General features: G+C 65.2%; 16 protein-coding genes. 8 read left to right on the top strand and 8 right to left on the bottom strand.

Going from position 1 to position 22,127, the window contains the following annotated elements; all coding sequences use genetic code 11:
- Positions 1–13: 13 nt before the first annotated feature.
- On the bottom strand, positions 14–976 hold the full coding sequence (locus H3H39_RS26045) for a D-2-hydroxyacid dehydrogenase (protein WP_375540462.1): 963 nt from the start codon (positions 974–976) through the stop codon (positions 14–16).
- Positions 973–1,920 (bottom strand): LysR family transcriptional regulator, encoded by a 948-nt coding sequence (locus tag H3H39_RS26050; protein ID WP_182157305.1) that lies wholly within the window; start codon positions 1,918–1,920, stop codon positions 973–975. Before H3H39_RS26050 ends, H3H39_RS26045 begins: the two co-directional genes overlap by 4 nt.
- A gap of 146 nt (positions 1,921–2,066) precedes the next feature.
- Here H3H39_RS26050 and H3H39_RS26055 point away from each other — a divergent pair, with 146 nt between their 5' ends.
- The 5 genes from H3H39_RS26055 (at position 2,067) to H3H39_RS26075 (ending at position 9,217) form a co-directional block, all read left to right on the top strand.
- Positions 2,067–2,267 (top strand): hypothetical protein, encoded by a 201-nt coding sequence (locus H3H39_RS26055; RefSeq protein ID WP_182157306.1) that lies wholly within the window; start codon positions 2,067–2,069, stop codon positions 2,265–2,267.
- Positions 2,264–3,112, top strand: coding sequence for an alpha/beta hydrolase (locus tag H3H39_RS26060; protein ID WP_182157307.1), 849 nt, complete (start codon positions 2,264–2,266; stop codon positions 3,110–3,112). Before H3H39_RS26055 ends, H3H39_RS26060 begins: the two co-directional genes overlap by 4 nt.
- Before the next feature lie 145 nt (positions 3,113–3,257).
- Complete coding sequence (locus tag H3H39_RS26065) at positions 3,258–4,514, top strand: efflux RND transporter periplasmic adaptor subunit (RefSeq protein WP_182157308.1); 1,257 nt, start codon at positions 3,258–3,260, stop codon at positions 4,512–4,514.
- Positions 4,515–4,520: 6 nt separating this feature from the next.
- Complete coding sequence (locus H3H39_RS26070) at positions 4,521–7,703, top strand: efflux RND transporter permease subunit (RefSeq protein ID WP_182157309.1); 3,183 nt, start codon at positions 4,521–4,523, stop codon at positions 7,701–7,703.
- Positions 7,703–9,217 carry an efflux transporter outer membrane subunit gene (locus tag H3H39_RS26075; RefSeq protein WP_182157310.1) on the top strand — a complete coding sequence of 505 codons (1,515 nt, stop codon included), beginning with the start codon at positions 7,703–7,705 and terminating at the stop codon, positions 9,215–9,217. Before H3H39_RS26070 ends, H3H39_RS26075 begins: the two co-directional genes overlap by 1 nt.
- Before the next feature lie 80 nt (positions 9,218–9,297).
- On the opposite strand, the gene H3H39_RS26080 is transcribed toward H3H39_RS26075, so the two are convergent.
- From H3H39_RS26080 to H3H39_RS26100, 5 genes are all read right to left on the bottom strand, one after another.
- A complete protein-coding gene (locus H3H39_RS26080; protein ID WP_182157311.1) occupies positions 9,298–10,170 on the bottom strand; it encodes a proteasome-type protease in 873 nt (290 codons plus the stop codon).
- Between the two features lie 40 nt (positions 10,171–10,210).
- Complete coding sequence (locus H3H39_RS26085) at positions 10,211–11,014, bottom strand: transglutaminase family protein (RefSeq protein WP_182157312.1); 804 nt, start codon at positions 11,012–11,014, stop codon at positions 10,211–10,213.
- Between the two features lie 15 nt (positions 11,015–11,029).
- Positions 11,030–12,004 carry an alpha-E domain-containing protein gene (locus tag H3H39_RS26090; RefSeq protein ID WP_182157313.1) on the bottom strand — a complete coding sequence of 325 codons (975 nt, stop codon included), beginning with the start codon at positions 12,002–12,004 and terminating at the stop codon, positions 11,030–11,032.
- Positions 12,005–12,025: 21 nt separating this feature from the next.
- On the bottom strand, positions 12,026–13,456 hold the full coding sequence (locus H3H39_RS26095; RefSeq protein ID WP_182157314.1) for a circularly permuted type 2 ATP-grasp protein: 1,431 nt from the start codon (positions 13,454–13,456) through the stop codon (positions 12,026–12,028).
- Between the two features lie 170 nt (positions 13,457–13,626).
- Complete coding sequence (locus H3H39_RS26100) at positions 13,627–13,938, bottom strand: hypothetical protein (protein ID WP_182157315.1); 312 nt, start codon at positions 13,936–13,938, stop codon at positions 13,627–13,629.
- 188 nt (positions 13,939–14,126) lie between these two features.
- Between H3H39_RS26100 and ligD the strand changes: the two genes are divergently transcribed.
- A complete protein-coding gene (gene ligD, locus H3H39_RS26105; RefSeq protein ID WP_182157316.1) occupies positions 14,127–16,637 on the top strand; it encodes a DNA ligase D in 2,511 nt (836 codons plus the stop codon).
- Positions 16,638–16,645: 8 nt separating this feature from the next.
- Here the strand turns inward: ligD and ku are convergent, their stop codons facing one another.
- A complete protein-coding gene (ku, locus tag H3H39_RS26110; protein ID WP_182157317.1) occupies positions 16,646–17,647 on the bottom strand; it encodes a non-homologous end joining protein Ku in 1,002 nt (333 codons plus the stop codon).
- Between the two features lie 250 nt (positions 17,648–17,897).
- On the opposite strand from ku, the gene H3H39_RS26115 reads away from it, so the two are divergent.
- Together H3H39_RS26115 and H3H39_RS26120 are read left to right on the top strand one after the other, a co-directional pair.
- The gene (locus H3H39_RS26115; RefSeq protein WP_229218314.1) at positions 17,898–19,376 is read left to right on the top strand and encodes a GGDEF domain-containing protein; all 1,479 of its coding nucleotides are present in this window, start codon (positions 17,898–17,900) and stop codon (positions 19,374–19,376) included.
- A 143-nt stretch (positions 19,377–19,519) separates the two neighbouring features.
- Positions 19,520–22,075 carry a hybrid sensor histidine kinase/response regulator gene (locus H3H39_RS26120; RefSeq protein WP_182157318.1) on the top strand — a complete coding sequence of 852 codons (2,556 nt, stop codon included), beginning with the start codon at positions 19,520–19,522 and terminating at the stop codon, positions 22,073–22,075.
- Positions 22,076–22,127: the final 52 nt, after the last annotated feature.

A 22,127-nucleotide genomic window follows, 5' to 3' on the forward strand; every position in this document is an offset into this window, starting at 1 on the left:
ACGGCGGGCCTGTTCACACCACCACGTTGCGCTGCGCACCCGCCACCCATGCTTCGACATTGTCGATCAGCTGGTCGGCCAGCACCTGCATGGCCTGGCCGCTGGCCCACGCCGTGTGCGGGGTGAGGATGAAGTTGGGCAGGCGCAGTTTGAGCAGCACGTGGTCGTCCGGCGGCGGTTCCTTGGTCAGGACGTCGAAGCCGGCGCCGGCGATCACGTTGTTGTTGAGCGCGTCGGCCAGCGCCTGTTCGTCCACCAGGCCGCCCCTCGCCGTGTTGATCAGCAGGGCGCCGCGTTTCATGCGGGCCAGTTCCGGCGCGCCTATCATGTGGCGGGTTTGCGGCGACAGCGGCAGGTGCAGGCTGATCACGTCCGACGTTTCCAGCAGTTCGTCCCAGTCCACCTGGCGCACGGTGGGATCGTCCACGGGCGAGCGCGTATGCACGCACACCTCCATGCCGAACGCGCGCGCCAGCGCGGCCACCGATTTGCCCAGCGCGCCATAGCCCACCAGCCCCAGACGGCTGCCCGCCAGGTCGCTGATTGGATGGTCGAGCAGGCAGAAACGGCCGGCCTGCTGCCAGCGGCCCGCTTCCACGTCGGCGCGGTAGGCGACCAGGTTGCGGCGCAAGGCCAGGATCAACGCGAACGTGTGTTCGGGCAGCGAGTGGACGGCGTAGTTGCGGATGTTGGAGACGGCGATGCCCCGCTCGCGGCATGCTTCCAGGTCCAGGATGTCGGTGCCCGTGGCGGCCACCGCGATCATCTTCAGCTTCGGCAATTGGGCCAGGTCGGCGGCCCGCAGCGGCACTTTGTTGGTGATGGCGATGGTGGCGTCGCGCAGCCGTTCCACCACGTCGGCATGGCCGGTGGCCGGGTACTGCGCCCAGTGATGGGGAAAGGCGGGCGGGCGCACGTTGGCGATCAGGCTGTCGCGGTCGAGGAAGACGATGCGGTGCGGGGCGTTGTTCATCATGCGGACTCCAGTGGGGTGGCGGGGCGCAAGTGTTTGGGCAGGCGCATGCCGGGATGTTGGGCGAACAGTTCGGCCACCCATTCGACAAACACGCGTACCTTGGCCGACAGGTGGCGGTTCTGCGGGTAGACGACGTGAATGGGAATCGGCGCGGACGTCCAGTCGGGCAGCAGCAGTTCCAGCTTGCCTTGCGCGATCAGCGGTTCCAGCACGAAGCGGGCGGTCTGGATGACGCCAAGTCCCGCCAGACCCGCGCTCAGGTAGGCGTTGGCGTCGTTGACGGCGATGGAGCCGGGTAGCAGGGTTTGCACCAGTTCGTCGCCGCGGGCGAAGTCCCATTCGTAGATCTTGCCGGTGCGGGTAGAAAAATAGTTCACGCAGCGGTGACGCGTCAGTTCGTTGGGGTGCTGGGGCCGGCCGTAGCGTTCCAGGTAGGATGGCGCGGCGCAGGTGAGAAAGTGCAGGAAGCCGACGCGCCGCGCGATCAGGTTGGAGTCGCTCAGCGCACCGCCGCGCACGCAGCAGTCCACGCCTTCCTCGATCAGGTCCACGGTGCGATCGCTGCTGCCCAGTTCGAGTTCGATGTCGGGATAGCGGGCGAAAAAGTCGGGCAGGGCGGGCACCAGCACTTCGCTGGCCAGGCCGGTGGGCGAGTCCACCCGCAGCCGGCCACTCGGACTCAGGCGGGTGCGCGACAGCGATTCCTCCGCTTCGCGCACGTCCGACAGGATGCGCAAACAGCGTTCATAATAGGCGGCGCCGTCGGCCGTCACGCTCACCTGGCGCGTGGTGCGGTGCAGCAGCTTGACCTTGAGCGCCGCTTCGAGCGACTGGATCAGGGTCGATACCGTGGCCTTGGGCAGCTGCATGTTGTCGGCCGCGCGGGTGAAGCCGCCGGCGTCCACCACCTGCACAAACACTTCCATCGCTTGCAATTTATTCATCTTGTCTTCTCATTGTTCGGATTCGTGAACAATCAATTCAATAATGCCGTATTTATCTAATTGTAGTGGAAGTTTATGATTGCCGTACTGCAGCATGAAATGTAACCCGTCGGGTTGGAGGCTGGCAGTTTGGGAGGGAAAACATCATGGCATATCGGACTGAAATCATGGCGACCTTGGGATTCGCGCTGAGCGCGGCCGCGCTGGCGGCTGTCGTCTATACCGATACCTACGCGCAGGCGGCCCAGGCCGAGGCGAGTGGTTACCATGCCCTGACCCAGGAATGGCAAGCCAACGGCGATGTGCTGGCCTGCGCCGACGACGCGGTTCAAACGGTGCACCAATGAGCGCTGTGCTGTCCGACCAGCTCAAGAGCCGCAACCTGGACGTGCGCGGCGTGGACGGCTTGCTGCCCGCGCGCCTGTACAGCTGCGGCCCGGCCGGCGTCAAGCGGGATGCGCTGATCGTGTTTTTCCACGGCGGCGGTTTCGTGACGGGCGGGCTGGAGGACAGCGACATGTTCCTGCGCCACCTGGCCAACGACAATCCGGAACAACTGGTGCTGGCCGCCAGTTATACCCTGGCGCCCGTGGCGCCGTTCCCGGCCGCCGTCGAGGATGCCCACGCGATCCTGAACTGGGCCCGCAAGAACAAGGCCAAGCTGGGCTGGACCGGCAAGCAGATGATCGTGGCCGGTATCGAAGCGGGCGCTAACCTGGCCGCCGTCTGCGCGCTGATGTCGCGCGACCGTGGCGGCCCGCCGCTGGCCGGCCAGTTACTGATTATGCCCATGCTGGATCCGGGCCTGAGCACCGGTTCGATGCGCTGCAACAGTGCGGCGGCGGACATGGTGGACGTGGCCGACGCCTGCGCGGCCGGCTACCGGGGCTATCTGCCCAACGCGGCTGACCGCACGCACCCGTATGCGTCGCCGCTGCAATCGAGCCGTTTGAAGAATTTGCCGCCGGCACTGATCCTGTCGGCCGAAGATGATCCGCTGCGTGATGAAGCGGAACTCTATGGCGCCAAGCTGATCGCCTGTGGCACCAGGACCACCGTCAGCCGGCTGCCGCCGGCGCCCCTGCACGAATCGGGGGCGCGTAACGAATGCGCGTGCAAAGTCCACGCGTTGGGAGAAATCGCCAGCTTCATCGCTGGCCTGGACCGGGCGGAAACGCCGCCAGCCGCATAAGGGTTCCCCACCTTCTTAGCAAGACCCGCAAGACGCTCCGCGCTGGCTCGCCACCGGAGCGGTAGTGCCGTGTTTTCTCGAATTTTGTCCGAGCCGCCCGGTCCCGCCATTGATATTAAAAATTTTCATAGAAAAAGGATTTAACATGAAAAACGTGAAACATTTGACCGCTGTAGCCCGGCCTCTGGTCGCCGCTATGGCCCTGGCGGGGCTGGCCGCGTTTGGTCTGGCAGGGTGCGATGAAGCAACCGGCAAGCCGGCTGAGGCGCCGGCTGCCGGTGGCCCGCCGATTTCGGCCGCCGTGGTGGTGCAGAAAGCCGTGCTGGAAACCCAGGAGTTTTCCGGCCGCCTGGAAGCGGTGGAGCGGGTCGAGATCCGCTCGCGCGTGAGCGGTTTCATCACGGCTGTCAATTTCAAGCCGGGCAGCGAAGTCAAACAGGGCGACGTGCTGTTCGTGATCGATCCCCGCCCATACCAGGCCGAGAAGGATCGCGCCGAGGCGGCCGCCGGTTCGGCCCGCGCCAAGGCCGACCTGGCCAAGCTGGAACTGGCGCGCGCCGAGAAGCTGCTGGCCGATAAAGCCATCGCCCAGCGCGAGTACGACGAAAAAGCCTCCGGCCTGAAAGAGCTGGACGCCAACGCCCGCGCCGCGCAAGCCCAGTTCGAGGCGGCCAAGCTGAACCTGAGCTACACCCAGGTGCACGCCCCCATCAACGGCCGCGTGAGCAAGGCGGAAATCACGCTGGGCAACCTGGTCGATGCGTCGGCCGTGCTGACCTCCGTCGTGTCCACCGACCGCATCTACGCCAGCTTCGACGGCGACGAGGACACCTTCCTGCGCGTGGGCGCCATGTCGCACAAGGGCCAGCCGGTGACGGTGAAAGTGGGCCTGGCCAACGAAACCGGCTACCCGCATGAAGGCAAGCTGGAATTCGTCGACAACCAGCTCGATCCGCAAACGGGCAGCGTGCGCATGCGCGCCACCTTCGCCAACGCCGACCGCACGCTGGTGCCAGGCCTGTTCGCCCGCGTCCAGCTGGATGGCGGCGCCGGCGGCAACGGCGGCCAGTCGCAGGCCCTGCTGATCAACGAGCGCGCCGTGGGCACGGACCAGAACCGCAAGTTCGTGTTCGTGGTGGGCGCCGATAACAAGGCCGAATACCGCCCCATCAAGCTGGGTCAGACCGTGGACGGCCTGCGCGTGGTGCGCGAGGGCCTGAAAGCGGGCGAGAAGATCATCGTCAACGGCCTGCAGCGCGTGCATCCTGGCGCGCCCGTCACGCCGCAAGTGGTGCCGATGGACTTCGATCCGCTGGCCGCCAACGTGGCCAAGCCGGAAGCGAAAAAAGCAGACAAGGTAGCCGCCGCCAGCACCGGCGACGCTGCCACCAAGAAGGAATAAGAAACCATGAACATATCGCGCTTTTTCGTCGACAAGCCCATCTTCGCGGGTGTGCTGTCGATCATTATCTTCGTCGCCGGGCTGATCGCCATCTTCAAGCTGCCGATCTCCGAGTATCCGGACGTGGTGCCGCCATCGGTGGTGGTGCGGGCCCAATACCCGGGCGCCAATCCGAAGATCATCGCTGAAACCGTGGCCGCGCCGCTGGAAGAGCAGATCAACGGCGTCGACAACATGCTCTACATGTCGTCGCAGAACACCTCGGACGGCGCGCTGGCGCTGACCGTCACATTCAAGATCGGCACCAACGTCGAGCAGGCCGAGACGGCCGTGCTGAACCGCGTGCAGCGCGCCTTGCCGCGCCTGCCCGAGGAAGTGCGCCAGATCGGCGTGACGACCGTGAAGTCGTCGCCCAACCTGACCATGGTGGTCCACCTGCAGTCGCCCAACGGCCGTTACGACGACCTGTACCTGCGCAACTACGCGGTGCTGAACATCAAGGATCAACTGGCGCGCCTGCCCGGCATGGGCGACGTGCAGCTGTTCGGTTCCGGCGACTACGCCATGCGCATCTGGCTCGACCCGCAGAAAGTGGCGGCGCGCGGCCTGACGGCGAGCGACGTGGTGGCCGCCGTCCGCGAGCAGAACGTACAGGTGGCCGCCGGCGTGATCGGCGCCGGCCCCACCAAGAACGCGGACTTCCAGCTGACGGTCAACACCCAGGGCCGGCTGCAAAGCGAGGAGGAATTCGGCGACATCATCATCAAGACCAATGCCGATGGCGCCGTCACGCACCTGCGTGACGTGGCCCGCATGGAGCTCGGTTCCAATACCTACGCGCTGCGCTCCCTGCTGAACAACAATTCGGCGGTGGCGATCCCCATTTTCGAGGCACCCAACGCGAACGCGCTGCAACTGTCGCATGACGTGCGCGAGACCATGGCCCGCCTGTCGAAAGATTTCCCGGAAGGCGTCACGTACAGCGTTGTATATGACCCGACCCAATTCGTGCGCGAATCGATCCGTGCCGTCATCCACACCCTGGTCGAAGCGGTGATCCTGGTGGCGCTGGTGGTGATCGTGTTCCTGCAAACCTGGCGCGCTTCGGTGATTCCGCTGCTGGCCGTGCCGGTCTCCATCATCGGTACCTTCGCCGTGATGCTGGGCTTTGGCTTCTCGATTAACACGCTGTCGCTGTTTGGCCTCGTGCTGGCGATCGGTATCGTGGTCGATGACGCCATCGTGGTGGTGGAAAACGTGGAGCGCAATATCGCCAACGGCCTGGCCCCGCGTGAGGCGACCATCCAGGCCATGAAGGAGGTCAGTGGTCCCATCATCGCCATCGCGCTGGTGCTGTGCGCCGTGTTCGTGCCGATCGCCTTCGTGTCCGGCCTGTCGGGCCAGTTCTACAAGCAGTTCGCGCTGACCATCGCCATCTCGACCGTGATTTCGGCATTCAGCTCGCTGACGCTGGCGCCGGCCCTGGCCGCCTCGCTGCTGAGACCGCACGACGCGCCCAAGGACAAGCTGACCCGCGCGATGGACGCCGTCTTCGGCCGCTTCTTCGCCTGGTTCAACCGCTTCTTCCACCGCGCCTCGGATAACTACGAGACCGGCGTGACGGCGATCCTGAAGCGCAAGGGCGGTTCGCTGGTGGTGTACGCCGTGCTGGCCGTGGCCGCCGGCTTCATGTTCAAGCTGGTGCCGCCTGGCTTCGTGCCAGCCCAGGACAAGCAGTACCTGATCGGCTTCGCGCAATTGCCGGACGCCGCCTCGCTGGACCGCACCGACGCCGTGATCCGCAAGATGTCGGACATCGCCAAGGACGTGCCGGGCGTGGAAGCGTCGATCGCTTTCCCCGGCCTGTCGATCAACGGCTTCACCAACGCGCCGAATGCCGGTATCGTGTTCACGTCGTTGAAACCGTTCGAGGAACGCACCAAACCAAGCGAATCGGCGCAAGCCATCGCCGGCGAGATCAACAAGCGCATGGGCGCGATCGAAGGCGCGTTCGTGATGGTGCTGCCGCCGCCGCCGGTCAATGGCCTGGGCACCACGGGTGGCTTCAAGCTGATGCTGGAAGACCGCGACAACCTGGGCTACGATGAACTGAACAAGGTCGTGCAGGCGGTGCAGATGAAGGCCTGGCAGAATCCCAAGCTGGCCGGCGTGTTCTCCAGCTACCAGATCAACGTGCCGCAGCTGTTCGCGGACGTGGACCGGGTCAAGGCCAAGCAACTGGGCGTGCCGCTGCAAACCATCTACCAGACCTTGCAGATCAATCTGGGCTCGCTCTATGTGAACGACTTCAACCAGTTCGGCCGTACCTACCAGGTGCGGGTGCAGGCGGACGCAAAGTTCCGCTCGCACGCGGAAGACATCGCCCAGCTCAAGGTGCGCAGCGAGAAGGGCGAGATGATCCCGCTGTCGTCGCTGATGCGCGTCAAGGATAGCTATGGCCCGGACCGCGTGCAGCGCTACAACGGCTACGTGTCGGCCGAGATCAATGGCGGCCCCGCACCGGGCGTGTCGTCCGGCGAAGCGCAGGCTGAAATGACCAAGATCGTCAACGAAGTGCTGCCGAAAGGGATCAGCTACGAATGGACGGAACTGGTGTACCAGGACATCCTGTCCGGTAACACGATGATCTATGTGTTCCCGCTGTGCGTGCTGCTGGTGTTCCTGGTGCTGGCCGCCCAGTACGAAAGCTGGACCCTGCCGCTGGCCGTGATCCTGATCGTGCCGATGTCCATCCTGTGCGCGCTGCTGGGCGTGAAGCTGACCCACGGCGACAACAACGTGTTCACCCAGATCGCGCTGTTCGTGCTGGTGGGGCTGGCGTCGAAGAACGCGATCCTGATCGTGGAATTCGCCCGCGAACTGGAACACCATGGCCGCACGGTGGTGCAGGCTGCGCTGGAAGCATGCCGCCTGCGTCTGCGTCCGATCCTGATGACGTCGATCGCCTTCATCATGGGTGTGGTGCCGCTGGTGTTCTCGCACGGCGCCGGCGCCGAGATGCGGCATGCGATGGGTGTGGCGGTGTTCGCCGGCATGCTGGGCGTGACCTTCTTCGGCCTGTTCCTGACGCCGGTGTTCTACGTCCTGCTGCGCACGCTGGCTTTGCGCCTGGAGAAAAAATCCGCCACGGCCGATGTCGCCGTCGCGAAAATGGAAGGAACCCACTGATGAAACCGAACCTGATAGCCAGGGGCGTGGCCCCGCTGGTGGCGGCATTGCTGCTGACCGCTTGCGCCGCGCCTGAATTCAAGCAGCCGCAGATGAATGTGCCGGCCGCGTTCAAGGAAACCCAGACCCCGTCCGCCGACCAGGTGCGCACGGCCGCCGACGGCAGCACCTGGAAGCTGGGCCAGCCGGCCGAGCGCCAGGCGCGCGGCGAATGGTGGCTGGCCTTCCACGATACGGCCCTCAATGAGCTGATCGCGGAAGCCACCAAGGCCAACGCCAACCTGGAAGTGGCGGCCGCCCGCGTCAGGCAGGCGCGCGCCATCGCCGGTATCGCGGAGGCGGACCGCATGCCGCAAGTGGGCGTCAACGTGGGCGCCCAGCGCAACCGGGCGTCGGCACTGTCGCTGGGCCTGCCGGCCGGCACGCCGGTGGCGCCGGGCACGGCCTACTCGGCCAACCTGACGGCCAGCTACGAGGTGGATCTGTTCGGCCGCGTGTCGTCCAATGTGAGCGCGGCCCGCAACGACGCCGCGTCCGTGGAAGCCATGTACCGCTCGGTGCTGCTGTCGGTGCAGGCCGACGTGGCGCAGACCTATTTCCGCCTGCGTGCCACGGACGCTGAACTGGACACGCTGAACCGCACCGTCAGCCTGCGCGAGGAAAGCGTCAAGGTCAACCAGCGCCGCTTCGACCTGGGCGACATCGGCGAATTCGACCTGTCGCGCGCCAAGACGGAACTGTCGACGGCGCGTGCGGAAGCCATCGGCCTGCAACGCCAGCGGGTGACCACCGAGCATGCGCTGGCCGTCCTGCTGGGCAAACCGGCGGGCAGCTTCACGGCCGGCGCCAGTCCGCTGCTCGATTCGTCGCTGCTGCCCGTGATCCCGGCCGGCCTGCCATCCACGCTGCTGGAGCGCCGGCCCGACATCGCCGCCGCCCAGCGCAATATGGAAGCGGCCAACGCCCGCATCGGCGTGGCCCGTTCCGCCATGTTCCCGGCGCTGACCATCAGCGCCAATGGCGGCGGCGCGGCCGGCACCTTCGCCGACGTGTTCAAGTGGAGCAGCCGTTCGTGGATGCTGGGCGCGCTGATGTCCATGCCGCTGATCGATGGTGGCCGCAACAACGCCAACATCGTGCGCAGCGAGGCGGCGTTGCAGGAATCGGTGGGCAGCTATCGCCAGAGCGTGCTGACCGCGTTCGCGGAGGTGGAAGACAACCTGGCCGGCCTGCGCATCCTGTCGGGCCAGACGGCGCAGATCGATGACGCGGTCGTGTCCGCACGCCGTTCGGCCGACCTGGCGCAGAAGCTGTACGCGGCGGGGCGCTCCAGCTACCTGGACCTGCTGGACGCGCAGCGCAACCTGGCCACGGTCGAACGCAACGCCGTGCAGTTGCGCGGCGGCCAGGCCGTGACGACGGTGGCGCTGATCCGCTCGCTGGGCGGTGGCTGGGACGGCGCCGGGCCGGCCGCGGCGCAATTGCCGCAAACGGCCATGCAGGCGTCCAACTGACGTCAAGGCAGTGAGCAAGTAAAAAAGGCAGGGCGATCGCGCCCTGCCTTTTTGCGTTATGCGGATCGCTTTCGTCCGCTTTACTGTTGCCCGTCGGAGAATTGCTGGGACAAGGTCTGCAGCGGCGACCGGCTTGCGGACGGCACTGCCGCACCCGGCGGCGTCACCCGCACCGGCTGGCTGCCGGCGTTCGCGGAGTGCAACACGTTGCCGGCCGTCCCGGCGGCCGCGTTCCAGACCGGCGCGTCCAAGCCTTCGAACACGGTTTTGAGCTGGTGGCCCCAGGTGCGGCGGATCATCTGGAAATATTCGTTGCGTTCGTCGATGGTGACGAAATGGGTCACCGCCAGCCGGTCGGTCTCGTACACCAGCAAGTCCAGGGGCAGGCCGACCGAGACGTTGGAACGCAGGGTGGAATCCATGGAGATCAGCGCACACTTGGCCGCATCGTCGAGCGAGGTGGCCGGGGTGATCACGCGGTCGATGATGGGCTTGCCATACTTGGCTTCGCCGATCTGGAAATAGGTGTTCTCGTCGTGCGATTCGATGAAGTTGCCGGCCGAGTAGATCTGGAACAGGCGGCAGCGTTCGCCCTTGATCTGGCCGCCGAAAATGATGCTGACGTTAAATTCGATCCCGAACGCGGCCAGCGACTTGGCGTCGCGCTCATGCACCTGGCGCACGGCCTGGCCCAGGATGCGGGCCGCTTCGTACATATTGGGCGCGTTCCAGATGCTGAGCCCGTCGTCGGTGCGCAGTTCGTTGACCAGCTGGCGTATCGATTGCGAGATCGACAGATTACCGGCCGTCATCATGACCATCACGCGCTCGCCCGGCGCTTCAAACACGCTCATCTTGCGGAACGTGCCGACCTGGTCGACACCGGCGTTGGTGCGCGAATCCGATAAAAACACCAGCCCGGCGTTCAGCCGCATGGCAGCACAATAAGTCATCGTCGTACGTTGTGGAGTGAAAGTGGGGTCATTTTACACGTCACTGGGGCACGATCCGGACGTTCACATTCAGCGATTCGGTGCCGCCGCCGCGCCGCATGCCGCGCACCGGCGCCGCGCTGTCGTAGTCGCGGCCCACGGCCAGCCGGCAATAGGCGTCCGTCATCAGGCGCGCGTGGGTGACGTCGATACTCACCCAGCCGCTGTAATCGTTGTCGTCGGCCCAGGCGTCGACCCAGGCGTGGCTGGCCGCGTGGCCGCTGTTTTCCGGATCGATATAGCCGGACACATAGCGCGCCGGGATGCCATGCGCATGGCAGCAGGCCAGGAACAGGTGCGCATGGTCCTGGCACACGCCCTGGCCCAGCGCCAGCGCGTCGCTGGCCGAGGTGTCCACGGCGGTCGCACCTTTTTGATACGGTACCGCACCAAAGATGTGCTCGGCCAGCCGCATCAGGTCACGGGTCGTCGCCTTGCCGTCCGGCAAACACGACGCCGCCAGCGCCAGGATGCCGGGCGTGGCCGCCGTGAGCCGGGTCGGGACGGTAAAGATCAGCGGCGACAGGGAGAAGCCGTTGGGAATCCGGCCCCGGTCCGGCGCGCTGGTTGCGACCACGCCGGTGGCGACGATGGACAGCGCTTGATGCGGCGTGTCCATCGTCATCGTGTGCGACAGGTTGCCGTAGGCGTCGGTGTAGGCATGCACATCGCCGGGCGTGGACAACTGCCAGGACAAGACGTGCTGCTGCGCCTCCACGCGCGGCGTCAGGTGCAGCTGCTGGATGGTGTAGGCCAGGGGCTGGGTGTAGGTGTAACGGGTTTCGTGCCGTATGGTCAGTTGCATCGCGTCGTCTCCCGCCTAGGCCGCCAGCGGCACCAGGAAATCGCGGCTGACCCGATTGCCCAGTTCGTAGATATCGGCCAGGAAGCGGGTCAGCGTGTCATGCAGACCGTGCGCCAGGATGTCGTCGATCTTGCCGAACTGGAGTTGCGCGCGCAGCCGGCCGGCGAAGCGTTCCGTGTCGGCCGAGACGTCGTTGCGCACCTCGTGCAGATTCTGGACCACTTCGTCCATGCAGGCCAGCAGGGAGCGCGGCATGTCGCCGCGCAGGATCAGCAGCTCGGCGATGCGGGATGGCGTGATCACGTCGCGGTAGACCTTGCGGTAGATCTCGAAGCCGGAAAGCGAACGCAGCATCGCACCCCAGTAATAGAAATCGCGCTGGCTCATGCCTTCCGGCGCCTCGGCCGCGCCGCTGTGGCCGCCGTGGTTGCTATGGTCGCCGTGATACTTCACGTCCAGGATGCGCGCCGTGTTGTCGGCCCGCTCCAGGAAGGTGCCCAGCCGGATGAAATGCACCGCCTCATCGCGCAACATGGTGCCCAGCGTGACGCCGCGCGACAGGTGCGAACGGTATTTGACCCATTCGAAGAATTTGCTGGGATCGGTTTCCAGCAGGTCGCTCTTGAGGCGGCGCTGCATGTCCAGCCAGGTCTGGTTCTGGATTTCCCACACTTCCGTCGTCAGCGTGCCGCGCACTGCGCGGGCGTTCTCGCGCGCCTGTGTCAGGCAGGCCACGATGGAGGAGGTGTTGTCCGGATCGCGCACCATGAAGTCGATCACCTCGCGGCTTTCGAGCGACTGGTATTTCTGGTCAAACGCCGTCTGCAGCTCGGAGATGCCGAGCAGGGCGCGCCAGCCCTGGGCGTTTTCCTCATCCGATTGCGGCAGCATCGAGGTCTGCACGTTCACATCCAGCATGCGCGCGGTGTTCTCGGCGCGCTCGGTGTAGCGGGCCATCCAGAACAAGTGGTCGGCGGTACGGCTCAGCATAATGTCTCCCTCAATGGTGGCTCAACGTTCCAGTATCCAGGTATCCTTGGTGCCGCCGCCCTGCGACGAATTGACCACCAGCGAACCTTCCTGCAGCGCCACGCGGGTCAGGCCGCCGGGCACCATGGAGATGGTCTTGCCCGACAGGACAAACGGCCGCAAATCGATGTGGCGCGGGGCAATGCCGCTTTCCACGTAGGTCGGACAGGCCGACAGGGCCAGCGTCGGCTGGGCGATATAGCCGTCGGGCCGGGCGATCAGGCGCTGGCGGAAATCCTCGATCTGCGCCTTGGTGGAGGCCGGGCCGACCAGCATGCCGTAACCGCCGGCGCCGTGCACCTCCTTGACCACCAGTTGCGGCAGATGGTCCAGGGTGTAGGCCAGGTCCTCTTTCTTGCGGCACTGGTAGGTAGGCACATTGTTCAGCACCGGCGCTTCCGACAGGTAGAACTTGATCATGTCCGGCACATACGGATAGATCGACTTGTCGTCCGCCACGCCGGTGCCGATGGCGTTGGCCAGCGTCACGCGGCCGGCGCGATACACCGACAGCAAGCCGGGCACGCCCAGCGAGGAATCGGCGCGGAAGGCCAGTGGATCGAGGAAATCGTCGTCCAGGCGGCGATAGATCACATCCACCCGCTTGGGCCCGCGCGTGGTGCGCATGAACACCGTGTTGTCGCTGACGAACAAGTCCTTGCCCTCGACCAGTTCCACGCCCATTTGCTGGGCCAGGAAGGCATGCTCGAAGTAGGCCGAGTTGTACATGCCGGGCGTCATCACCACCACGGTGGGATCGTTGATGCCCATGGGCGCGACCGAGCGCAGGTTATCGAGCAGCATGTCGGGATAATGATCGACTGGCGCGATGCGGTTGCGGGCAAACAGCTCCGGGAACAGCCGCATCATCATCTTGCGGTCTTCCAGCATGTAGGAGACGCCGGACGGTACCCGGAGATTATCTTCCAGTACATAGAACTCGCCCTGGCCGGCCCGCACGATATCGACCCCGGCGATGTGGGCGTAAATGTCGGATGCAACATCGATGCCCTGCATCTCGGGGCGATACTGGGCGTTCTTGTAGATCTGCTCGGCTGGGATGATGCCGGCCTTGATGATGTTCTGGTCGTGATATATGTCGTGGATGAACATGTTCAGCGCTTTCACGCGCTGCACCAGCCCGGTCTGCAACTGTTTCCATTCGGCCGCCGGAATGATGCGCGGGATGGTGCAGAAGGGAATCAGCCGTTCGGTGCCGGCATCGTCGCCATAGACGGCGAAGGTGATGCCGACCCGCCGGAACGTGAGGTCGGCTTCGGCGCGTTTGCGTTCTATGATGTCCGCCGACTGGCGCTGCAGCCAGCCGCAGAACTCGCGGTAGTGTTCACGCACATCGGCACTGGCCGTGTGCGCCAGGCCGTCAGCCGTCATTTCGTTGAAAAAATTAGCCATATCGAGCATTCCCAGTTGAACACGTTTGATTAACTATCAAGAACTGTGCCAGAGGAAATGCGCGATTTTGGTGCGATGGCCCCAACAGGATGGGGGCCGGAGAAAGCAGCGAGCGGGACGCGGCCGACAGACCGGGTCCCGCTCGCTGGGGGGGGAAGGCAGGGGACGGCTTATTTGGAAGCGGCTGGCGCCGATGCTGCCGGGGTTTCCGTCTTCGACGCTTCCTTGTGGGCCTTGGCGTGCTTGGCTTTCTTGTGGGCCTTCACGGGAGCTGGCTTCTCTTCAGCCTTGGCGCTGGCGGCCATGTCCTTGGCGCTGGCAGTGGCACTGGCGCTGGCGGCTGGCTTGGCCGGGGTGGCAGCCTTGGCTTCCGCTTTCACGGCGGCTGGGGTGCTGGCCGTGGTGGCGCTGGCGGCGGGAGCTTGTGCAAAGGCGGCGGTAGCGAACAGGCCTGCGATCAGGGTAGCGATAATCTTGGTCATGATGTCATTCCTTCGGGTGGTTTATACAGCCGGGACAATTCCCGTGTCAGTGAGCAATAAACGGGCGGCCGGCGCGGGCAGTTGACGCCTATTACATCCGCTTACAAGCGCGTCCAAATTCTTACAACTGGCGCGCGGTGTGCGCTGGCGTACCATCGGCGCGATGTGGGCGCGCTATCCTGTGATGCATGCCAGACCCACTTCATCACTACAAATCGAAACGCGATTTCTCCAGGACGCCGGAACCGGCCGAAGGCGGGAAGGGCGGGGAGGCGCTGTCGTTCGTGGTGCAGAAGCACTGGGCCAGTCATCTTCATTACGATTTTCGCCTGGAGCTCGACGGCGTACTGAAAAGCTGGGCCGTACCCAAGGGGCCTTGTCTGGACCCGCACGTCAAGCGCATGGCGATCGAAGTGGAAGATCATCCGCTGGCCTATGGCGGCTTCGAGGGCACGATACCGGAGGGAGAATATGGCGCGGGCCAGGTGATCGTGTGGGATAAGGGCAGCTGGTATCCCCTGGATGATCCCCATGCGGGCTATGCGAAAGGGCATCTCAAGTTCGAATTGCGGGGACATAAGCTGCAAGGAAACTGGGCCCTCGTTCGCATGAAACGCGGTGAACAGCGCCGGACCGCGTGGCTGCTGATCAAGGAGCATGATGACCACGCGCGGCCCGAGAACGAATTCGATGTGGAGGAGGCGATGCCCGACAGCGTGCTCAAGTCATCCGCCGCAGTACCGGACCAGCTCCCCGCCGGCGCCCGCAAGGCGGCGCTGCCGGACACGCTGGCGCCGCAACTGGCCACGCTGGTGGAGCAGCCGCCCGCCACTAGCGACGACTGGACGTTCGAAACCAAATTCGATGGCTACCGCCTGCTGACCAGGGTGGATGGGCGCGACGTGCGCCTGACCACGCGCAGCGGCGCAGACTGGACGGCGAAGCTGGGGCCATTGCATGCGGCCTTGTGCGATATGGGTTTGCCTTCCGGCTGGTATGACGGTGAAATCGTCGTCCCCGATGCGCAAGGCCGCCCCGACTTCGGCTTGCTGCAGCAGGCGTTTGACGGCAAGCATACGGCCGACATCATCTACTACCTGTTCGACTTGCCTTACTGCGGTGGCTACGACTTGCGTCATTCTCCCCTGGAGCACAGGCGCGCGCTGCTCGAACATATCCTGGACACCTGCGCCAAGTCGTCGCGCGTGCGCTTCAGCCCCACATTGGAAGGGGCGCCACGGCAGGCGGTGGATGCCGCGTGCCGGCTGGGATTGGAAGGCATCATCGGCAAGCGGCGCGACGCACCCTACGTATCGCGCCGCAATCGCGACTGGATCAAGCTCAAATGCGGCCAGCGGCAGGAGTTTGTCGTGGGCGGCTACACCGATCCGCAAGGTTCGCGCAGCGGTTTTGGCGCGCTGCTGCTGGGCGTGTATGACGAACATGGGCACCTTCACTACGCAGGCAACGTGGGCACGGGCTTCGACACGGCGGAACTGAAGACGCTGTCTGCGCGCATGCGCAAGCTGGCGGCGGACGACTGTCCGTTCGAGTCGGAGGTGCGCATCGCCGGCCGGCCCCATTGGCTGCGGCCGGAACTGGTGGCCGAAGTGAGTTTCGGCGAGTGGACGCGCGAGGGTTCGCTGCGCCACGCCGTGTTCCATGGCTTGCGCGAGGACAAGGCCGCGCGTGCTATCCGGCGCGAGGATGTGCGGCGGCTTACGCCCGCTCGCGCCAGCAGCAGTGCCAGCGCGCGTATGGCGCCGCCCGATCCGCCGGCCGTCGCCAGCAAGCTGCCGGCGCGGCTGCATGTGACCCATCCCGAGCGCGTCGTCGACCGCCAGAGCGGCACCACCAAGTTGGCGCTGGTGCGCTACTACGCGCAGGTGGCGGCGCTGATGCTGTCCCATCTGCGCGAGCGTCCGGTGGCGCTGCTGCGGGCGCCGGACGGGGTGGAGGGTGAACTGTTCTTCCAGAAGCATGCTGGTGGCCGCCTGCCGGGCGTGCGTCAGCTCGATCAGGCGCTGGACCCGGACCATCCACCCATGCTGACCATCGCCGGCACGGCCGGGTTGCTGTCGGTGGCGCAGTGGAACGTGGTCGAAATCCATACCCAGAACGCGCTGGCACGCGCCTACGAGCGGCCCAATCGGCTGGTATTCGACCTCGATCCGGGAGAGGGCGTGGCGTGGGCGCAGGTGCGCGAGGCGGCGCTGCTGGTGCGGGGCATGCTCGATGAACTGGAGTTGCCGGCCTTTCTCAAGACCAGCGGCGGCAAGGGCCTGCACCTCGTGGTGCCGCTACGGGCGCATTATGGCTGGGACGCCGTCAAGGGATTCTCGCAGGCCGTCGTGGCGCACATGGCGCGCCTGATTCCGGAGCGCTTCGCGGACAAAAGCGGTCCGCGCAACCGGGTTGGCCGCATCTATATTGATTACCTGCGCAATGGACGCGGCGCCACCACCGTGTGCGCGTGGTCGGCACGGGCGCGGCCGGGGCTGGGTATCTCCGTGCCGCTGGCGTGGGAGGAACTGGGTCACATCAGCGGCGGCGACCACTGGACGGTGCAAACCGTTGAAAGCAGGCTAGACGTCGGCAACACGCCATGGAAGGACTATGCCCGCAGTGCCCGCAGCCTGACAGGGCCGATGCGCCGCCTCGGATACGTGCCGGACGGGGAAGTTCAGGCGGAGGATTAAGCGCTACGCTAAGCCCGGCGCGCGCTGGAAGTGCCGGAGGACTTGTGTGTGGCAGCGGTTTTGCGGGCGCCGCTGGACTTGCTGGGGGTGTTGGTCTGGTCCCGGGTGGTGGTCTTGCCCGTGCGGGCACTCCGGCGGGGGCTGGCCTCCTCACTGGCTTCCTCACTCGCCTCCCCATCGCGGGTCTCAGCGTTCTTGCCCCGCTTGCCGGCACGCCCACCTTGGCCGCGCAGGCTGCGCTGCAGCAATTCCACCAGATCCACCACATTGCTGCTACCCGGCTCGCGCTCCGTGCGTCCGGGCTTGGTGATGACGTGGGTCTTGCCCGCCTTGACCTTCTTCTCGATCAGCGCCAGCAGGTCGTCGCGGTAGCTGTCGCGGTATTGCTGCGGACGCCAGGGCTCGGCCATGCCGTCCACCAGTTCCATCGCCATCGCCAGTTCTTTCGGCTTGAGGTCGGCGGCGCGCACGGGTGGCAGGTCGAGGCCGTCCGTGTCCAGGATCTCGGTCGCATAGCGCAACGTGTTGAGCACAATGGCGTCGTCCAGGCAGACCAGTGCGCACAGGTGCTGGCGGGTGCGGATGACCACGGTCGCCACGCCGACCTTGCCGGACTTGCGCAAGGTTTCGCGCAGCAGCGCGTAGACCCGGGCGCCACTACGCACGGGCGTCAGGTAATAGGCCTGCTCGTAGTAGGTGAGGGGGATTTCTTCGGCGGCGGCGAACGACAGGATTTCGATGGTCTGGGTGGCGGCCACGTTGGCGCGGCGCAGGTCCTCGTCCGTCAACACCACGTATTCGTCATCCTCATATCCGTAGCCCTTGACGATGTCGTCCCATGTCACTTCCTCTCCCGTGCGCTTGTTGTAGCGGCGGTAGCCCACGGGCGAGAAATCGCGCCGGTCCAGCATGGTCAGGTTCAGTTCGTCCGGACGCACGGCCGTATGCAGTTCGACCGGGATGTGCACCAGTCCAAAGCTGATCGCGCCTTTCCACAAAGCACGTGCCATGTTCCCGTCCTCCTCCCTATCGGTGCCACCATGCATGATGCCGTTGGCCACGGCGACAGGCTGTGCGCTGCTTCACACAGTGGCCTATTTTGGGTATGGTGTGTCTAATTAGGGACGAATTGAATGCGCGCTGACTGGACCATAATTTTCATGAGTCTATGCTACAAATAATATTGCTAATTATGAACTTTATGGCACACTGTTAGGATAGCAATTCTTATAAATAAAATGATAGTGGGGAGCATGTGTGATGGCCGATATTGATAGCCGCAAGGACATCGTAGGGGTGTTTTTGACCACGACCGGCGAGCGGCGCGCCGAATTCCAGGCTTGCTGCGGCGAACAATTCTCCCGGCTGTTGCTGGTCGATAATATCGACGCGGCCACTGTTGCGGTGGGACGACAAAAAGTCGACGTGCTGGTGCTGGACCTGAGCGGTTTTTCCAGCATGGGTGAAATGGCTGGCATCGGCGCCCTGATCCGCAGCCGCAATGGCGCGCCCACGCTGGTGCTGTGTCCTTACGTGAGCAGCGCGTGGATTCCTGAGCTGATGGCTTGCGGTCCGCTGCAATACCGCATCTGCCCCATGTTGAACGACGAATTGCAGATGGCGGTGGAGCAGACGCTGGCCGTCTCGCTCAACCCGGCCGCCGCCGCCCAGCAAGCCCTGCTCGACAAGGAAAAGGAATTGCGCGACCTGCTGACCATCCAGCGCAGCCTGCAACGGGCGCTGAGCAGCGTGGACGATATCGCCACCATGTCGGCCCAGGTATGCCTGGCCCTGTGCAGCTTCCCCGGCGTACGCCACACGGCCCTGTTGCATATGAAGGAGCGGGGTGATTTGCAACTGGTGGCGCAGGAGTCGCGCAACCACCTGGACTTGAGCCGGCTGCTGGAGCGGCGCGACCGTCTGTTGCAATCGCCGCTGAGCGACATCTTCCCGCCGCTGCTGGCCGTCAGTGGCGGCGAACTGGTGCTGCTGGACGCGCCGGAAAAGGCGGGCGACCCGGAACTGGCGCTCAGCCTGCACGACCGCGAAGTGCGCATGGTGCTGGCGCTGCCGCTGCGCAGCGAGGCCGGCGGCCCGGTGCAAGGTTCCATCTGCCTGATGTTCGACCGCCACATCCAGTTCTCGCGCGAGCAGTTCGCCTGCTTCACCAGCCTGGCGCAGTTCGTCAGCTTCGGCCTGGGCATGAGCGAGCTCAAACACCAGAACGACGCGCTGGCAGGCCAGCTGATGCAGATCAGCACCGTTGATGCCTTGACGGGCGCCGTCAACCGCCGCCGCGGCGAGGATATCCTGGAGACGGAAATCCGGCGCGCGCGCCGCTATGCCTTGCCGCTGGCGCTGATCACCTTCGATATCGACAACTTCCGTTCCGTAAACGATTTATACGGTTATCCGATCGGCGACCAGGCGCTGCGCATCGTGGCCGAGACGGTGCAGACCCGCCTGCGCGGTTCCGACACGCTGGCCCGCATGCGGGGCGAGGAATTCATGGTGGTGGCCACCCACACGTGCGCCGTGGACGCGCTCAAGCTGGCCGAGAAGCTGCGCGAGACGATCGCCGCGACGGCCCTGCCGGGCTGCGAGATGGTCACCATCAGCCTGGCCGTGGCCCAGGTGGGGCTGGACGAAGGCGCCATCTCGGTACTGGACCGGCTCGACGCGGCGCTGCACCGCGCCAAGCGGGCCGGGCGCAATTGCGTGGAACTGGCGATGCAGTAATTCCTCAACATCGACCGGGGCGGCGTCACCAAAAATCATCCTCCAAGGCAACAAATGGTTGGACTTGCAGGACGATAGCCCCTATGATTGGGCGGTTGGCGAGATGATTTTCTTGCACTTTTTATTGCCCGGGGTTCTAAACGATGTTGCGCAAGTGGGTCAGCCGTAGGGGACGTGCGTCGATCGCGCTGTTCGTCAGTTTGGCGATGACGGCCGTGGTCACGTTGGTGCTGACGGCCTTTGCCTGGTATTTCTATCAAGCCGAAAAAGAGCAGCGCCGCGAGCAGTTGCACCAGACCCTGGCCACCAGCGCCGACGAACTGTCGGCCGCCGTGGCCCTGCCAGCCTGGAACTTCGACGAGAACCAGATTCTCACCATCATGAAAAGCGGCCTGAGCAACCGCGACCTGTATGCCAGCGCCGTGGCGCCGGTGGCCACCAGCCATCCCTACATTCTCCTGCGCGGCGCCGACGGGGTGCTGCAGGCCAGCGACAGCATGCCGGCGCAGCCGGACCAATTGGTGGAAACGCGGGCCATCACGGCCAATGGCCAGAATATCGGCAGCATCAGCGTGTACGCCACGCCGGCCCTGATGCTGGAGCAACTGCGTCAGCGCCTGATCACCATCATCGGCATGATCGTGGTGCTGGACGCCACGCTGGTGTTCAGCCTTTACCTGCTGCTGTGGCATTTGATCCTCAAGCCCTTGAGCTCGATCGGCCGCTACGCCGTCAACGTCAAGGCCGGCATGAATCCGGGCGCGGCCCCGCCCAGCGACTGGTTCTTCGGTGAACTCGATACCCTGAACGCGGCCATCCGTGACATGGTGGCGCTGCTCGAACGCCGCTATGTGGCCATGCATGCGTCCGAGGAGCGGCTGCAGATCGCCAGCAGCGCGGCGGCCATCGGCATCTGGGACTGGAATATCCTGACGGGCGACGTCGTGTGGGACGAGCAGATGTTCCGCCTGCACGGCCTGGACGGGGGGCAGGGCGGGCGCGACATGGCGCAATGGGTGGCCATGCTCCATCCGGACGACGCACTGCCGGTGCAGGCCTTGCTGGACCAGGCGCTGCACGGCAGCGGCGAATTCGATGCCGAATTCCGCATCGTGTGGCCCGACGGCAGCGTGCACCACATCAAGGGCGACGCCATGGTGTTCCGCGACAGCGAAGGACGGCCGGCGCGCATGGTGGGCGTCAACTACGATATCACGGCCCATAAAGTGGCGCAGCAGGAGCTGCGGCGCCACCGCATCCACCTCGAGGAACTGGTGGTCGAGCGCACCGAGGCGCTGTCGGTGGCCGTGCTGCAGGCGCAGGCGGCCAACCAGGCCAAGAGCATCTTCCTGGCCAATATGAGCCACGAGCTGCGCACGCCGCTCCATTCCGTCATCGGCTTCTCGCGCCTGATGGCGGACTCCAAGCACATGCTGCCGGAGGAAAAACGCAACCTGGCCATCATCCACCGCTCCGGCCAGCACCTGCTCACGTTGATCAACGACATCCTGGAGCTGTCCAAGATCGAGGCCGGGCACGCCGTGCTGCAAACGGAGGTGCTCAATCCGCAGGACATGCTGCAGGAAGTGATAGACATGGTCAGCATGCGTGCCGGCCAGAGCGGCGTGGCGCTGGTGCTCGACAGCGCCGGCTTGCCCGCTATGGCCCGGGTGGATGGCACCAAGCTGCGCCAGGTGTTGCTCAACCTGATGTCGAACGCCGTCAAGTTCACCAGCCAGGGCAAGGTCACGCTGCGCGCGCGCGGGGTGCCACGCGGCGAGCGCTGCGAGCTGACCTTCGCCGTGATCGATACGGGGCCGGGCATCGCCGAGGCCGACCAGGCCCGCATCTTCGAACCGTTCATCCAGGCCGACGGCCCCGGCGCCAAGGAAGGCACGGGCCTGGGCCTGACCATCTCGCGCGAATTCGTGCAGCTGATGGGCGGCACGCTGGCGGTGCAGTCGGCGCCGGGCGCCGGCTCCACCTTCCAGTTTACGGTGGCGACCCAGCTGGCCAGCACGCCGGCGCAGCCCGCGCCCAGCGAGGTGGCCGGCCTGGCCGCCGGCCAGCAGGGCCGCCGCATCCTGGTGGCGGACGATAACGAGGATGGCTGCGCGCTGCTATTGAGCCTGCTCGAACCGCTGGACTTCGACGTGCAGACGGCCAGCAGTGGCGAGGAGGCGCTGGCCGCCGTGGTCCAGTGGCGGCCGGAGCTCGTATTCATGGACTGGCGCATGCAAGGCACGCCGGGCATGGACGGGCTGGCGGTCGTCCGCGCGCTCCGGGCCGACGCCGCGCTGGAGCAGCCCCGCATTGTGATGTTGACCGCGTCCGCCCATGCCGGGGAGTGCGACGCGGCGCTGGCGGCGGGCGCCGACGAATTCATACGCAAGCCGGTGGAGCAGGAACAGTTGTATCAGGCGCTGGAACGGCAACTGGGGCTGCGCTTCGTGCGCCAGCCGGCCAGCGCGCCGCTGTCGCGCGCCGACGTGGCCTGCCTGTCGCCGCAATTGCGGGCCACGCTGCGGGCCGCCGTGCAGGAATTGAACCTGGTGCGGGTGGCGCAGTTGCTGGCGCCACTGGCGCCGGAACTGGGCGCCGTGGTGCAGCGCATCGAGCACATGGTGAGCCAGCACCAGTATCCGCAGTTATGCGAGCTGCTGGAGGAGCAGGACCCGGCGCTCACGCCTATATCATAGTCATGGCATTAGCGCCTCACCAACCTTGCGCCGCCGTGGTATATGATAGTGG

This window comes from Rugamonas apoptosis, from assembly GCF_014042355.1.
Lineage (GTDB): Bacteria > Pseudomonadota > Gammaproteobacteria > Burkholderiales > Burkholderiaceae_D > Rugamonas > Rugamonas apoptosis.

Bases quoted from the DNA above. Each gene is read 5' to 3' on its own strand.
- H3H39_RS26045 (WP_375540462.1), bottom strand. From the start codon at position 976: ATGATGAACAACGCCCCGCACCGCATCGTCTTCCTCGACCGCGACAGC.
- H3H39_RS26050 (WP_182157305.1), bottom strand. From the start codon at position 1,920: ATGAATAAATTGCAAGCGATGGAAGTGTTTGTGCAGGTGGTGGACGCC.
- H3H39_RS26055 (WP_182157306.1), top strand. From the start codon at position 2,067: ATGGCATATCGGACTGAAATCATGGCGACCTTGGGATTCGCGCTGAGC.
- H3H39_RS26060 (WP_182157307.1), top strand. From the start codon at position 2,264: ATGAGCGCTGTGCTGTCCGACCAGCTCAAGAGCCGCAACCTGGACGTG.
- H3H39_RS26065 (WP_182157308.1), top strand. From the start codon at position 3,258: ATGAAAAACGTGAAACATTTGACCGCTGTAGCCCGGCCTCTGGTCGCC.
- H3H39_RS26070 (WP_182157309.1), top strand. From the start codon at position 4,521: ATGAACATATCGCGCTTTTTCGTCGACAAGCCCATCTTCGCGGGTGTG.
- H3H39_RS26075 (WP_182157310.1), top strand. From the start codon at position 7,703: ATGAAACCGAACCTGATAGCCAGGGGCGTGGCCCCGCTGGTGGCGGCA.
- H3H39_RS26080 (WP_182157311.1), bottom strand. From the start codon at position 10,170: ATGACTTATTGTGCTGCCATGCGGCTGAACGCCGGGCTGGTGTTTTTA.
- H3H39_RS26085 (WP_182157312.1), bottom strand. From the start codon at position 11,014: ATGCAACTGACCATACGGCACGAAACCCGTTACACCTACACCCAGCCC.
- H3H39_RS26090 (WP_182157313.1), bottom strand. From the start codon at position 12,004: ATGCTGAGCCGTACCGCCGACCACTTGTTCTGGATGGCCCGCTACACC.
- H3H39_RS26095 (WP_182157314.1), bottom strand. From the start codon at position 13,456: ATGGCTAATTTTTTCAACGAAATGACGGCTGACGGCCTGGCGCACACG.
- H3H39_RS26100 (WP_182157315.1), bottom strand. From the start codon at position 13,938: ATGACCAAGATTATCGCTACCCTGATCGCAGGCCTGTTCGCTACCGCC.
- ligD (WP_182157316.1), top strand. From the start codon at position 14,127: ATGCCAGACCCACTTCATCACTACAAATCGAAACGCGATTTCTCCAGG.
- ku (WP_182157317.1), bottom strand. From the start codon at position 17,647: ATGGCACGTGCTTTGTGGAAAGGCGCGATCAGCTTTGGACTGGTGCAC.
- H3H39_RS26115 (WP_229218314.1), top strand. From the start codon at position 17,898: ATGGCCGATATTGATAGCCGCAAGGACATCGTAGGGGTGTTTTTGACC.
- H3H39_RS26120 (WP_182157318.1), top strand. From the start codon at position 19,520: ATGTTGCGCAAGTGGGTCAGCCGTAGGGGACGTGCGTCGATCGCGCTG.